The following is a 14,938-nucleotide window of genomic DNA, read 5'->3' as shown; positions in this document are numbered from 1 at the left end:
TTTATATAAAAAAGTATATGTATATTTAATTTAAATTATTCCTTTAATGTTTACTGTTTCTACTTAATCACTTACGATTCAACATCATAACAATTTTTATAATAATAATCACGGTTTATTATCCATAAAAATGCATAGAAATGAAATTGTAAATTTTCAGTAATTTTTATGTAATATACTACATCAGAATTTAATGAATGTTTTAAATAAAGGTATGGATTAAAGGAATTCACTTGATCAAAGTACTGTGTAAGACTCTTATATATTAGAAAAAAATGATGTACAATAAAGTATAGTTGTTTATAGAAAAATGAATATATATAAATAATTGAATCAATTATACAGCCATTCTCGACAAGAGAAGAATTTGAAAATATACTTCAGGATAATCAAGAATTTTAATAATTTAATATCAAAAAAAGCTGGGACATTATAAATAATAGTATCCCAGTCTTTTTATGTTTATTGAAGATATAGCTTTTTTGATTTGAGTATAATCAATATATAACGATCATTTTGCTAATTTTTCTTTTGTTTCTTTTAGACCATGTATCAAAAAATATACTATACCAGTTAAAAGTATAATAATAGCCATTAGTCCAAACATATGAGCATAACCGGTGATTGGCGTGATATAACCTAATAAATAGGGGGAGAGCCCTAGACCTGCATCGAAACATATAAAGTATGTCGATGTCGCTACGCTGATACGTGATTTAGATGCAGATTTAACTGCGATGACTTGCGTAGCAGATTGTAAATTACCAAATCCGAGCCCCATAATGCCACCGATAAGCAATAGTACGAAGCCATAGTTAACCGTACTCAGCATAAACATACTTAAAGCGTAAAAAATAAAAGCTGGATACATAACAATATTATGTCCTCTATAATCCATTAGTTTTCCGGTTAAAGGTCGTGATAAAAATACCATAATCGAATACATGATGAAGAAGAAACTAGCAATATGAATTAAATTGATTTGAGATGCATATAAATTAAGGTACGTAAGCACGCCAGAATAGGCAAAACTTAATAATAGAATGATAATCCCAATAGGAATCGTATTAATTTCTATAGAATTCTTGATAATATCCTTGAACTTAAGCGCTTTGGTATGAATAGCTTGGGATTGATTGTCTGAAATGACTTTAACAGAAAAACTAATCATTAAAGATAATCCCATTAAAATTAAGCAAACTAGAAATAATACAGAGAATGTTGTATGTTGAGTCATAAAAATCCCTAAGAATGGACCAAAGGCAGTGGCTAAAGTAGTACTCATACTATAATAATTGATGCCTTCAGATTTTCTGGATTCAGGAATATTTTGAGCAACAATCGAACTTATTGCAGTTAATGCCATTCCATGAGGCACCCCATGTAAAAATCGTAGCAAAACTAAAAAAACAATACCGAAATCCATAAAGTAAAGTCCAATCAAGATAATACATATGCTAATCGTTATTATCAGTAAACGATTAGCCCCTAATTTATGAATTAAAGCACCGCTGATTAAGCGACCGGTTAAGCCTCCGATAACGAACAAACCACTAACTAGACCAGATGTACTGATAGAAGCATGATATTGTTCGATGGCATAAGTAGCCATCGTAACTATCAGTAAATAAAAGACTAAAGTTAGGAAAAAATTTATAAACGAGGCTCCTATAAAGTCCTTCGTCCAAAGTTTATGAGATTGCATGAAATTCCTCTTTTCTAAATTATGAATGCATAAAAAAATAGACAACTTGGAGACCAAGTTGTCTATATATCTAATCTGTGAACGAACGCTAATAAAGATATGACTTATTTATTAGAGTATGAGCTAAGATAAAAGATTTGGTCGCTGTAATGAATATAAATGGATTAAAAATAGATAGATTTCTCCCGTGGCAACGTATCTTTTCATGTCTTAAATAATTTTTTAATCGAATTGGCATAATATATACAACGTCCATAGCTTTTACCTCCTTCTTTTTTTGCAACATGCTTCATCATACGCTGTAGCTATTGAAAAGACAATAGGATACAACCAAATTGCTAATTTTAAAATAGCTAAGAGACGCCTTATTATTAAGGCGTCTCTTTTGCTATAACTTATGATGATGAAAGGTTATGGCATCTAGCTATTTGCTTCATCATAAATGGATGTAGCGTGATTTTTTAATGATTATTAACGATTTATAAAAGAATTTGTTAAAAAACAATCAATAACTTGACTCATTTCGATATATCGTTTAAATTAACGATATATCGAAAAAGGAAAGGTGATTATAATGTTTAATAGACTATTTCACAATCAAAGGTTTGCAATGATGCAGCAAGAAGGTAGTGGTGGCCGTGATTTTGATGGATTTGAAAGAATGTTTTCTGCTATGAATGGAAGAGACCGCTTCTTTAAAAAAGGGAATTTACAATTTAGTATATTAAAGTTATTAGAAGAAGAGCCTCAACATGGCTATCAAATCATTAAAGGTCTAGAAGCACGATTTAAAGGATTTTATTCACCAAGTCCAGGTAGTGTTTATCCGATTCTACAAATGTTAGAAGATCGTGGATTTGTTTCAGTTTCAAAAGAAGGTAAAAAGAAAATCTACACAGTGACAAAAGAAGGATCACAATTTTTAAAAGAAAATGGTAGTAACGACGCATTTACAAAACGTATGGAACAATTCGAAAATATGGACATGGATAAAATGCAAGAATCAAGAGATAAATTACAAGCATTGTTCAAATCATTTATGTTAGCGGGTCAAAGCGCAATGCAAGACGAGCAAACATATGAAGCATTTCAGCAACTTATTAAAGAAACTAATGACAAACTATTACAATTCCGTAAAGAGAAATAAATTTGAAAAAGAAGGTTTAATGATGAAAAAACAAGATTTAAAACATATAGCAATTATTGGCGGAGGGCCAGGTGGACTGATGTTAGGTTTACTCTTACAACGCCAAGGGTTACCCTTTACCATCTATGAACGCGGATATAAAACCACGAACAGTGATCGAGGCGGTTCCCTAGATATTCATGAGGAAAGTGGCCAGTTACCATTGAAAGAAGCAGGTATATATGATGATTTCCGTAAATACGCGCGCTATGAAGGGGAAGATACGCGCATTGTACGTAAAGATGGAACAATATTATACGATGAAGATGCAGAAGATGAGGGTGAAAGACCTGAAATCGATCGAGGAAAATTATGTGATATTATTATTGAACAAATTCACCCAGAACATATGAAATATGGTTATCAATATGAAAAGATGATACCACAAAAGAATGGCCAAGTTGAACTCATATTTGAATCAGGTGCCACAGTAATGACAGATTTAGTTGTTGGTGCAGATGGCGCATTTTCAAAAATCCGTCCATATTTAACAACTGCTGAGCCCGAGTATACAGGCATTTCTATGATAGAGGTGAATTCAAATGAAAATGAACATCCAGATCTTCTGAAGTTCAATAAAAATGGGAAAGTCATGGGACTAGGTGGCGATCAAGCAATATTAGGTCAACGTAATGGAGATGGACGTATTATGGCATACATCAGCTCTAAAATGAGCTATGAAAGACTTGATGATTACCGCAACCTTTCGTTAGACGAATTAAAAGCCACGCTGTTAAATGAGTTTGCTGAGTGGGGCACAGAGCTAAAAAAATATATTGCATATAGCTATGACGATATTAAGTTTCGCCGTATTTACAAACTCCCTATAGGATTAACGTGGAAAACACAACCCAATATTACAATTATTGGAGATGCTGCTCATCTTATGAGTCCATTTGCAGGTGAAGGAGTAAATATGGCTTTATATGATGCATACCTTTTAGCAGAGTCATTCAAAACTTACGATAATCTGTCTGAAATATTGAAAGCTTATGAGCAACAAATGTTTGAAATTACAGAAGTTCACGCGAAAGAATCGCAAGATAATTTAGAAATATTCTTCTCAGAAAATGGTGCAGAAACCATGACGGAATTCTTTACGGGTATGGAATAAGTGCTACTAAGAAAATAAAAATATGAATGATCTATGGGTGGTTATATTATTTGTTGTAATACTTTCTAAAAGCTTTGTTATTAAAGTGAAACCTAATTATTTAAACTTTAGTAATGATTTCAAAACAAGAAAGGTGAGCGCGAATGATGATAAGTGCAGGGGTTATCGAATGTAGGAGATACAGCAAAGATGGAATTGTTGTATCTCCTATTCACTAAATGTAAAAAATCCTCAAAACCGTTTAGTGTGACTGGCAGATTGTGGAACAATTAGAAAAGGATATGAAATAGTAAAATAGCTAAAAAGTAAAAATCATAAGAAAAGCTATTTATAGAATTAAAAATAATAGTTAAAAATAATGATAATTTTAAAAAATAGAAAACTACCTAAAAATAAATATCGTCTCCTATATACTTAAAACTACATTTATAATAAAATAATTAAAGTGAACAATTATTAAATGACATATATGATTAGGAGACTAGTAACATGAATTTATTAATATTAATTGGCATTGCTGCTATAGTCGGGATTTTGCTACTTGCCGCTATAGTTTGGTATCTTTACATGAAAGCCAGATTTAAGACGGTTCCATCAAATGAAGCTTTAATTATTACAGGCCCAAATATTGGTGATCCAAAAACTGAGTCGAATGTTTATCAAGACGATGAAGGTCGTCATATGAGAGTAGTACGTGGCGGCGGTTATAGAATGAAAATGTTCCAATCTTCAACACGGGTTTCATTAAAATCATTTCAATTAGAAATCAAAACACCTGTGGTTTGGACGAAAGCTGGCGTTGGCATTGAAGCTGAGGCAGTCGCTACGGTTAAGGTTGCGGATCAATTACAAGGTATCGTTAAATATGCTGAACAATTCTTAGGTAAGTCAAAAGACGAAGTATCAGATGAGATATCCCAAGTCTTAAATACAAACTTACGAGCTATTCTATCTAAGATGACAGTTGAGGAAATCAACTCAGATAGAGAAGCATTTAACAATAAAGTAACTGAGGTTGCGCAAGAACAACTGAATAATATGGGCTTTAGCATCACTTCATTAGGTTTATCTGACATTAGCGATAACGAAGGCTATTTAGAAAATCTAGGTAAGCCAGAGATTGCTAAAATTAAGAAAAAAGCTGATATTGCTGAAAGTGATGCTTTACGAGAAACTGAAATGAAAGTAGCAGAAAACACTGAATTAACTGAGAAAGAAAAGATTTCTCGTCAAATGAATGTAGCCGATTCTCGTAGAGAGAAAGACCTAAAAGAACAATCCATATTGAGTGAAACAAATAAAGCACAAGCTCAGGCCGAAGCTTCTGGTCAATTAGAGAAAGAGTCTAGAGCTTTAGAAATTAAAGAAAAACAATTGAATGTTGAACGTACTGAGAAAGAAAATGAGTTGCATTTAATCCAGATGGAACGTGAGAATGATGTACGTATCCAACGTCAAAAAGATGATGTGCGTCGTCAACAATCAGAAACAGATGCAGCAATCAAGATTAAACAAGCTGAAGCATCATATGAAGCACGTATCAAAGAAGGTAAGGCTGAAGCTGAAGTTATTAGAGAACAAGAAAAGGCAAAAGCTGATGGCTTAAGAGAAAGAGCTAATGCGCTTGCTGAAAATAAAGACGTTATGTTAGCTGAATTGATGATTAAAACATTACCTGAATTCGCTAAAGCAATTGCCGAACCATTATCTAATGTTGAGAATATCCGTATTCTTGATGGTGGGAATGGCGAAGGTATAAACAGTTTATCAAATGGCATTATATCTCAAATGGCTAATGCTGAAGAAGGTTTAAACCAAATGACGGGCTTTAATCTAACTCAGATGCTTGAAAACGTCTCAAATCAAAAGAAAACGTATGCCTTTGAACAAAATGCATCATCTGATGAGGAAGTAGAAGTTCCAATTGAAAATGATGCGCCTCATGATGAAGATATAAGTGAAGACGAGAAATAATTTAATCGTATAAATATTACATTGTAATCTCAAAAGTAAAATAATGAGCTATTAAATGTGTTATTGGTAGCAATAGTTGAAAAGTGAAAATGAAATAGTAGCTCACACTAAAAGAGAAGATATTGTAGAACATTTTGAGTTTAAAATAATTAAGAGACGCCTTATTAATAAGGCGTCTCTTTTAATATGTCTATGTGTCTAATATCCATCAATGATGTAACTTAGAAGACATCCCAATCAACGAGGAACATTTATTATTTCCTTAATTCAGATAAAATAACATGATTTAGTGTCGAAGATACTCTACACATTACTGTCTTTATATTACCTTATTCATATACAAATTGTAGGTTATATATAAATTAATTTTTGTTTAATTAAAATATAAGGTTGTGTTGAAATTAATTTTCGGAGTGATATAATAAGTTGTGTAATACATAATGTGAGGGGTGAAAATAATGGACCTTATATTGAAATTATTCGGGCTTAATGAAGTGAATTTAGGTATTGTGAAATACAAATACAAAGGCAAAAAGCACCGTTGGTAATAAGGTGAAGGCTGGCTCCAAGAGTCAGTCTTCACTCTTATAAAGTGAGGAAGCACATATACATGAATATTTTAAAGATGAATATTTACTTTAAAATAGAAAGTATTTTTCTTTGTTTAGCACTTACAATACTTGCGGTATTTATTCTGAATGTAGGAAGCTTGTTTATGATTTTACTTCCAATTGCTAATGGTAATAAGCTTCAACTCATTGGGGCGGGTGTAAGTATGATATTGGGATTTATATTAATTCCAATATTAGTTTTAAAATCTTTGATAGGTTTTAATTACAGTATTTTAAATATTTTTAATTTAAAGAGATTTTTAATATATACAATCATTATTTTCATAGTATTATCATTGTGTTCTATAAACATAGAAGAAATAATCCATCCTTTCATTGTGGCTACTTGTGAAGAATTTCTTTTTAGAGGGCTAATGTTTAGCTTGTTGTTAAATAAATTTACTAAATTCAAATCTATAGTTATTGGATCATTGATTTTTTCTTTACTACTACACTTGAATGGAAATTTCGTAGGTAATTTTCTAACTAAGTTTCCTTCAAGCATAATTCTATATTTAGTAAGAGATAAATTTGGATTACCAGAAGCTATCATAACGCATTGGCTATACAATTTGTTCATAACAAAATTATTATATTAGGAGGCAAAACATGTTCTTAAAATATTTTTTGATAGCACTTAGTAATATTTTCTATTGGAATATTATGGAATACACGTATGTCGTTGTTAGCATTTATTTTAATAGCATATTTATTGCCTATAATTCTCAATAATATTATTAATCTTTCTATAGAAAGTACACGTAATGTAAAAATTTATGTAATAACTTCTGGAATCACTACATTTTGCTATTTTATTTTCAGTATTTATTTCATTTCACGTCCTGGTTTCGATTATTTTATTTCTGAAAATCAAATAGACACAGGAAATGTTTCTATAGAGATTAATACAGGTTTGGCAAATATAGAACAATTAATCTTTGTATTTTTATTAAATTTTATAGCTTTATTTTTAATAAGCCTATTTATTAGAAAGAAGGATTTAAATGTTAGAAATAAAAAATTTAAGTAAAAAATTTAAAAAAAGCGACAGGTATTCACTTAAAGATGTAAGCTTCAAAGTGGAACAAGGAGAAATAGTTGGATTAATAGGAAAAAATGGTGCTGGTAAAACCACACTAATGAAACTTATAGCTAAAGCAATCAAACCAACTAGCGGGGATGTACTAATTAACGAAAAGAGTATATTAACTACGTCAAATGGACTTAAGGACTTTGGGTTTATGATTGAGAGTGCATTATTTAATCATCTGAATGCGCTAGATCATTTAAAATATTTCATTAGTTTAAATGGAAAAGAAACACATTATCAAAACATTGAAGAAGTATTAAAACTTGTTGATTTGTGGGAGAAACGAAAAGTAAATCCTAACAATTTTTCATTTGGTATGAAACAAAGGCTTTCATTAGCAGTTTGTTTAGTAACAGAACCCAAGATACTCATATTAGATGAACCATTTGTAGGTTTAGACCCTAATGGTGTAGAAAAATTAATTTCTACATTACAACAATGGGTGCAAAAGCAAGATACAGCTATAATTATTTCTAGTCATCAACTAAGTGAATTAGAAGCAATTTGCAATCGTTATTTATTTATAGATAACGGAGAGCTAAAAGAAGATTTTAATTCCGAAAAAAATGACGGAACCATAATAGAATTGAACAAAGATTTTGTTCTAACTTCTGTTTTTAAAGAGAAATATAAAGATTACATCGCGATAACTTCTACAAATAATGTTATTGAAGTAACGACTAAAAGAGATATTTTAAATGAGTTACTTTCAGATTTAATACAAGAATATAAAATATTAAGCATAAAAGATAAAAAAGACTACATACATCAAAAATTCAAAGGAGAAAATAGATAGTATGGTAAAATTTAAACCTATTTTTTTAAATTTACTTAAAATGAAGGCTTCATGGCTTTATCTAGCGTTCGGTATGTTTCCATTAATACTTTTTATCGTAGCTTTCTTTAATACTAATTTTATGCAGTTAAGTGGAGAGAAGCATTCTTTAAGTTTCTTAGAGTTCTTTTCATCTGTATTTGTGATACAAAACAATGCTGTTATTCCTTTAGTTATATTAACTTATATTATTGGACTTAATTTTTACTCTGAAAAGATTAAAGGACAACTGTATTTCTACAAAGATCTTCATAGAGCAAAATTATTTAATAGTAAATTACTTTCTCTAATATATTTATACTTAATTTTTATATTAATACTTTTGATTAGTTCTTTAATACTATACTATTTCCACATCAATAACATGGAATTATCTGCACATAGAGTCTTTCCATCTAATATGAGTGATTTACAGTACGTTATCATAGAGTTTTTAGGTACGTTTTGTATACAAATATTATGTATTATGTTAGCAGTCTTACTTTCTATTAATTTACCTAATGGTTACACGATATTAGGGGTCTTAGCTTTCTTTATCATAAGTTCTATTGCTCCATTTTTAAAATCATTAAAATTCATATTTCCAAATGGGTATCAAGAACAGTATACAAACTCTAATTTTGGCAGTGTATTTATTTTAATTATAGGTATATTTTTGGCATACACTTTAATATTTTATGCGATTAGTGTATACAAATATAAAAAACTTGAATTTTAAGGAGAGGTTACTTATGAAAATTAGAGATTATATTTCACAAGTAAAAGAAAATGTACTGAACATGGAAGTTAAGTCTAAGAGCTTTGTTATAATGATAGTTTCTATAATTATTTTAAGTATTGTTTTCACACCGTTTATCGGTGTGCCAGCAGGATTCATTATTGGCTCATATTCATACTCAAAACATTGATAACTTATTTATAACAATACTTCTATAATAAAAAACTGATTGATATTGTGAAATAAATGCATCAATCAGTTTTTTATGTTGAATATAGACAACAATAAAAGAAGCGTAGCTAATATAATTAAATAAGATTAAAATATTTTGTTTTATATAAAAGTAGTACGCTAAAATGACATTTTTAGCGTACTACTTAAAAGCGTTATTAAATTATTATTTAAGTGAATTTATAATTGCTTCGTTAAACGCATTAAGGTCATCTGGTGTTCTACTAGTTATTATGTTGCCATCAATAACAACAGGTTGTTCTAATATTTGTGCACCAGCATTTTTCAAATCTTTTCTAACAGAAATGAAACTTGTAAGTTGTTTGCCTTGAATAAGGTCCGTATCTATTAATAACTGAGGTCCGTGACAGATAGCAAAAGAAGGTTTATCTTCTTCTAAAAAGTGTTTAGTAAATAAACCAAATCTTCCTTTTTCATCACCACGTAGCAAATCTGGAGAAAATCCACCAGGTAAAAGTAAGCCATCAAAGTTTGATGGAATTGCATCCTCAATACCTTGATCAACTTTGTATTCTGTACCATGCTTGCCTATTACAACTTGCTTATTGTCTTCACTAATAATTGTTAAAGTATGTCCTTCATTTTTTAAAGATTCTTCAGGACTAGTTAATTCAATATCCTCGAATTGATCGGTAACTAATACAGCTATATTTGCCATAATATCTCTCCTTTATTTTGCTTATATATATTACTCTACAAGAAATAAGACATAAAAAAAATAACGCACAATTTTGTGCGTTATCTTCAATCATCAGAAATATTATATTTAGGAGTTAACTTTAACGCGTCAATTCTTTGCTCTCCCCAGTCATACATGGCATCAATAATAGGTATTAAACTCTCTCCAATTGATGTCAAAACATAAAATGTATATTTACGATGATTGATTGTTTCATTATATCTATAAATCACTCCATCTTCTTCTAATTCTCTTAACTGTTTAGTTAAGATACGATGTGTAATCTTAGGCAATAAACGCATTAACTCATTAAAGTGATAAGCACCTTCATGGCCTAAATGGTATAAAATAACAATCTTCCATTTTCCACTAATAATTGAAAGTGTATACTCTTTAGAACAACTATAATCTCCATTTAGTAATCTTTTTTTAACATCTTCTCTAATATTTAGTTTTTCCATTTTAATCTCCTATTTTTTTATAATTATATACATGAATGCCCCATTTATATAACTCTTCAGCTAAAGGTTTTAAAGATTCTCCTAGTTCGGTTAATGTATATTCAACTTTAGGAGGCATGACCGGATAAATCGTACGTGTGACAAGCGCATCTTTTTCTAATTCTTTTAATTGATTAATTAATACACGTTGATGTGCGTTAGGAATAGCTTTTTCAATTTGATTTAAACGTAATGGTGCGCCACGTAATAACTCCCATACAATCATAAGTTTCCATTTTCCGCCAATGATACTTAGTGCAAGCTCTTTTTCGCAATTAAAGCTTTGATTTTTAAACTCTATCAATTTGTTCAATCCTTTCATAATCTATACTGTTAAAATAATCAGTATATCTATTTTTACACTGTATTTACTATATAGTACATAGGCATTATATTATAACAAAAAGGAGGTCGTTATTATGAATAAATTATTTATTAACGGGCAATTTGTAGAAAGTGATTCTACGAATCAATTATCAGTTATTAATCCTGTTACAGAAGAAATTATTGATACAGTCACTTTAGCTAATGAAAAAGATACGAAAAAAGCAATCAATGGCGCCAAAGAGGCACAATTGAAATGGGAAAAAGTTAATATTGTTAAAAGAGCTAAAATTGTTCAAGATTTAGCTGAGGAATTGGAAAAATATAAACATGAATTGGCTGAAATTTATGTTGAAGAACAAGGTAAACCACTATATGCAGCAATAGGTGAAATAGAGAAATCTATTGAGTATATTAATTACATGTGTAGTTTAGCTAGAAAAAATAATGGTGAAGTTTTACAAAGTGAAGTTGAAAACGAGACAATTATATTAACTAAAAAGCCTGTAGGTAATACTGCTGGTATCATTCCTTGGAATGCGCCTATCTTTGTTTTAATACGGAAACTTATTCCTGCTTTAGTTACTGGTTGTTCTATTGTTATAAAACCAAGCGAAGAGACACCCTTTGGCGCGTTTAAAATTGCTGAATATATTCAAAAGACTGACATTCCAAATGGCTTAGTCCAAATTATAACAGGGACAGGTTCAGAAGTTGGTAACTTATTATCACAAAGCGAAGACATTGACTTGATTTCAATTACAGGTAGTACTGGTGCCGGTAAATCAGTTATGGCAAGCGCAGCAAATAATGTGAAAGGCGTGAACTTGGAACTAGGCGGTAAAGCCCCTGCAATTGTTACGAAGAATGCCGATATTGAAAAAGCAGCTAGTTATATTGTACAGGCAAGAATTAATAACAGCGGTCAGGTATGTACATGTCCTGAACGTATCTATGTAGCCAAAGATATATTTGCTGAATTTATAACACTCGTTAAAGACAAAATGAATAAAGTTCGTCCTGGAGATCCCTATGATAAGGATACGACAATGGGTCCTATTATTAATCACAAACAATTAGACGCTATAAACGAAAAAGTACAAACTGCAGTAGCTGAAGGTGCCACGATAGAATTAGGCGGTCATATCATAGATAGGAAAGGTTTCTTCTACGCACCAACAATTTTAACCAACCTTTCCAAAGATTCTATAGTTATGAAAGAAGAAATTTTTGGACCTGTACTTCCGATTGTAAGTTTTGAAAACTTTGAAGAAGTATTAGATGAAGCAAATAATTCTGATTATGGCCTTTCTTCTTATGTTTTTACAGAAAACCTAAAAGAAGCTATGGTAGCTAGTGAAAGACTAAAATTCGGTGAAGTTTATGTTAACTGTGAAGCTGAAGAAGCTATTGTTGGCTATCATGCGGGATGGCGTCAATCAGGTCTTGGTGGTGCAGATGGTGTAAATGGTTTTGACGAATATTTAAATACAACTGTAACTTATATTCGATATGAGTAAATCAATATTAAAGTTATGCACATACCTTATCTAAAATAAAATATACAAGACGTTTGTTAAATTGATTAGCTGATCTCGTTGGTGTTAAGTATAAAGCATAAGTATATAGAACTATAAAAAGTATGCAGACTAGCAAAAACACAGTTTGACAATGTAGTTAAAGATAAATAAAAAATGATGCCCATATGATATGGGCATCATTTTCTATAATATTACATTGTACTTATATCAATTACAAAACGATATTTAACATCTGAAGATAAGACTCTCTCATATGCTTCATCAATTTGATCAGCTGAAATGACTTCAATTTGAGGTTCAATATTGTGTTTTGAACAAAAGTCTAGCATTTCCTGAGTCTCTCTAATACCACCAATAGCTGAACCAGCAAATGATCTACGATGACCAATTAAATTGGCAACACGTAATGATATAGGTTCTGCTGGCGCTCCAACATTAACAATTGTGCCATCTAACGCTAATAATTTAAGATAATCATCTAATTTTAGGTTAGCACTTACTGTATTAATAATTAAGTCAAATGAGCTTGCAAGTTGTTCGAACGTTGCTTCATCACTTGTTGCATAATAATGTGATGCGCCTAATTTCAAACCGTCTTCTTTTTTATTTAATGTTCTTGATAATACCGTTACATCAGCACCCATAGCATGTGCAATTTGAACAGCCATGTGTCCAAGTCCACCCATACCTATTACCGCTACCTTTTTACCTTCATATGCTTTCCAATGATTTAAAGGCGAATAAGTCGTAATACCAGCACAGAGTAAAGGTGCAGCAGCATCTAAACCAATATTGTCAGGAATACGTAGTACAAAGTCTTCATGTACGACGATATGAGTTGAGTATCCACCTTGCGTTGGTTCACCATATCTATCTGTACCTGCATATGTACCGACATTTCCTTTTAAACAGTATTGTTCTTCACCGTTTTGGCAATGTTCACATTCTCCACAAGAATCTACCATGCAACCAACACCGACACGGTCATCTATTTGATATTTACTTACTTCAGAACCGACTTCTTTAACAATACCAGCGATTTCATGACCTGGGACTAATGGATAATGAACAGGTCCCCATTCTCCATGTGCAGTGTGAATATCAGAATGGCAGATTCCTGCGTATTTAATTTCTATCAAAATATCGTGTGTATCAAGGTCACGTCTTTTAATTTCTGTAGCGTAAAAATCAGAATCTGGACTATTTACAGCTCTAGCTTTGGCATTTATCATAAATTAATTCCTCCATTATTTTACAATAGAATATTTTCATTAATATTCTTCATTGCTTATCATAGACCCTGGAGTGGACTCTAGGTCAATAGAAATGACTTTTCGTATTAATTTAATGTATGCACTTAGATAACAAATAATTAAAAGTGCGAGCATTATAAAACAATACTGTTTATTTAGACGATGATTATATTGATATTCATTCTATCGATATGGCAAAATGTATGTATTACCATAAGGGGTGTTATATGAAAATAAATAAAATCATAAATAACAACGTGATTAGTGTCAATCAAAATGACCAAGAACGTGTCGTGATGGGTAAAGGGATTGGGTTTCAAAAGCAAGAAGGTGACATAGTAGAAGAATCAAAGATTGATAAGATTTTTGATTTAAGTAACCAAGAAATATCAGAACGCTTCAAAACGTTATTAATTGAAGTTCCTATTGAGGTAGTTCAAGCAGTTGAGAAAATTATTGAGGTTACCAAGAAGGAATATCATAAAGAGTTAAGTGATACGATTTATGTTGCACTTACGGATCATATTAACTTTGCAATTGAGCGTCAACAAACAGGTATGGCAATAAAAAATGGCTTGTTATGGGAAATTAAAAAATTCTATCCGACTGAGTATGAGATTGGGATACGTGCTTTAGGATGGATTGAAGAAAGTGTTGGGATTAAATTACCTGTTGATGAAGCGGCATTTATCGCGATTCATTTGTTAAATGCAGAGCATAATAACTTAGCAGATTACAATCAGGTGACTGAAATGGTACAGAATATTTTAAGTTTAGTAAAATATCATTTTAGGTTAGAGTTTGATGAAGAAAGCCTAACTTATTTCAGGTTTGTGACACACTTAAAGTTTCTTGCGCAACGTATTTATGCTAAGCAGCCACTCAATACAAGTGAAATGGAACTTTATGATATTGTGAAAGAGAAGTATCAAGGTGCATTTAAGTGTGTGAAGAAGATTGAAACTTTTTTACAGAAAAAATATCATTATGAAATGACACATGACGAAGCGTTATATTTAACTATTCATGTGCAAAGATTAATTTCTAGAAATGAAAGCGTTGACAATTTGTGATTATGTGGTAGATTTATGTTAAGAAAACAAAATAAACAATTAATCGTTTAGGATTGTAACTGTTCGGCAGGCGAGACCTAGAC

The 14,938-nt window shown here is 31.0% G+C and carries 15 protein-coding genes; 10 read left to right on the top strand and 5 right to left on the bottom strand.

The window, feature by feature from the left end; genetic code table 11:
* Positions 1–511: 511 nt before the first annotated feature.
* Positions 512–1,705, bottom strand: a complete 1,194-nt coding sequence (locus BK821_RS03210; RefSeq protein ID WP_071331170.1) for an MFS transporter — start codon at positions 1,703–1,705, stop codon at positions 512–514.
* Positions 1,706–2,279: 574 nt separating this feature from the next.
* Here BK821_RS03210 and BK821_RS03205 point away from each other — a divergent pair.
* The 8 genes from BK821_RS03205 to BK821_RS13315 all read left to right on the top strand — a co-directional run bounded on the left by BK821_RS03205 (position 2,280) and on the right by BK821_RS13315 (position 9,423).
* A complete protein-coding gene (locus tag BK821_RS03205; protein WP_046837635.1) occupies positions 2,280–2,852 on the top strand; it encodes a PadR family transcriptional regulator in 573 nt (190 codons plus the stop codon).
* Positions 2,853–2,874: 22 nt separating this feature from the next.
* Positions 2,875–4,005, top strand: coding sequence for an FAD-dependent oxidoreductase (locus BK821_RS03200; RefSeq protein ID WP_071331169.1), 1,131 nt, complete (start codon positions 2,875–2,877; stop codon positions 4,003–4,005).
* Positions 4,006–4,494: 489 nt separating this feature from the next.
* Positions 4,495–5,979, top strand: coding sequence for a flotillin family protein (locus BK821_RS03195; RefSeq protein WP_046837633.1), 1,485 nt, complete (start codon positions 4,495–4,497; stop codon positions 5,977–5,979).
* Positions 5,980–6,589: 610 nt separating this feature from the next.
* A complete protein-coding gene (locus tag BK821_RS03190) occupies positions 6,590–7,189 on the top strand; it encodes a type II CAAX endopeptidase family protein (RefSeq protein ID WP_071331168.1) in 600 nt (199 codons plus the stop codon).
* Positions 7,190–7,233: 44 nt separating this feature from the next.
* Complete coding sequence (locus BK821_RS03185) at positions 7,234–7,620, top strand: Msa family membrane protein (protein ID WP_071331167.1); 387 nt, start codon at positions 7,234–7,236, stop codon at positions 7,618–7,620.
* Positions 7,595–8,476, top strand: coding sequence for an ABC transporter ATP-binding protein (locus BK821_RS03180; protein ID WP_071331166.1), 882 nt, complete (start codon positions 7,595–7,597; stop codon positions 8,474–8,476). Before BK821_RS03185 ends, BK821_RS03180 begins: the two co-directional genes overlap by 26 nt.
* 1 nt (position 8,477) lies before the next feature.
* Complete coding sequence (locus BK821_RS03175) at positions 8,478–9,233, top strand: hypothetical protein (RefSeq protein WP_071331165.1); 756 nt, start codon at positions 8,478–8,480, stop codon at positions 9,231–9,233.
* Between the two features lie 13 nt (positions 9,234–9,246).
* A complete protein-coding gene (locus tag BK821_RS13315; RefSeq protein ID WP_141768356.1) occupies positions 9,247–9,423 on the top strand; it encodes a VraH family peptide resistance protein in 177 nt (58 codons plus the stop codon).
* Between the two features lie 207 nt (positions 9,424–9,630).
* Here the strand turns inward: BK821_RS13315 and BK821_RS03170 are convergent, their stop codons facing one another.
* The 3 genes from BK821_RS03170 to BK821_RS03160 all read right to left on the bottom strand — a co-directional run bounded on the left by BK821_RS03170 (position 9,631) and on the right by BK821_RS03160 (position 10,968).
* On the bottom strand, positions 9,631–10,146 hold the full coding sequence (locus BK821_RS03170; protein ID WP_101117829.1) for a type 1 glutamine amidotransferase domain-containing protein: 516 nt from the start codon (positions 10,144–10,146) through the stop codon (positions 9,631–9,633).
* An 83-nt stretch (positions 10,147–10,229) separates the two neighbouring features.
* Complete coding sequence (locus tag BK821_RS03165; RefSeq protein WP_046837627.1) at positions 10,230–10,625, bottom strand: winged helix-turn-helix transcriptional regulator; 396 nt, start codon at positions 10,623–10,625, stop codon at positions 10,230–10,232.
* A 1-nt stretch (position 10,626) separates the two neighbouring features.
* Complete coding sequence (locus BK821_RS03160; RefSeq protein WP_107600799.1) at positions 10,627–10,968, bottom strand: winged helix-turn-helix transcriptional regulator; 342 nt, start codon at positions 10,966–10,968, stop codon at positions 10,627–10,629.
* Between the two features lie 112 nt (positions 10,969–11,080).
* Between BK821_RS03160 and aldA the strand changes: the two genes are divergently transcribed.
* The gene (aldA, locus tag BK821_RS03155; protein WP_046837625.1) at positions 11,081–12,508 is read left to right on the top strand and encodes an aldehyde dehydrogenase; all 1,428 of its coding nucleotides are present in this window, start codon (positions 11,081–11,083) and stop codon (positions 12,506–12,508) included.
* Between the two features lie 212 nt (positions 12,509–12,720).
* Here aldA and BK821_RS03150 read toward each other — a convergent pair whose 3' ends face one another.
* Positions 12,721–13,761, bottom strand: a complete 1,041-nt coding sequence (locus BK821_RS03150; RefSeq protein ID WP_046837624.1) for an NAD(P)-dependent alcohol dehydrogenase — start codon at positions 13,759–13,761, stop codon at positions 12,721–12,723.
* Between the two features lie 248 nt (positions 13,762–14,009).
* Here BK821_RS03150 and licT point away from each other — a divergent pair, with 248 nt between their 5' ends.
* Positions 14,010–14,855, top strand: a complete 846-nt coding sequence (gene licT / locus BK821_RS03145; RefSeq protein WP_071331164.1) for a BglG family transcription antiterminator LicT — start codon at positions 14,010–14,012, stop codon at positions 14,853–14,855.
* Positions 14,856–14,938: the final 83 nt, after the last annotated feature.

Origin of the sequence: Staphylococcus sp. LCT-H4, from assembly GCF_001866145.1 — a bacterium.
Taxonomy (GTDB): domain Bacteria; phylum Bacillota; class Bacilli; order Staphylococcales; family Staphylococcaceae; genus Staphylococcus; species Staphylococcus succinus.
The sequence above is the reverse complement of the archived record's forward strand: the minus strand, read 5'-3'. Positions and strand labels throughout refer to the sequence as shown.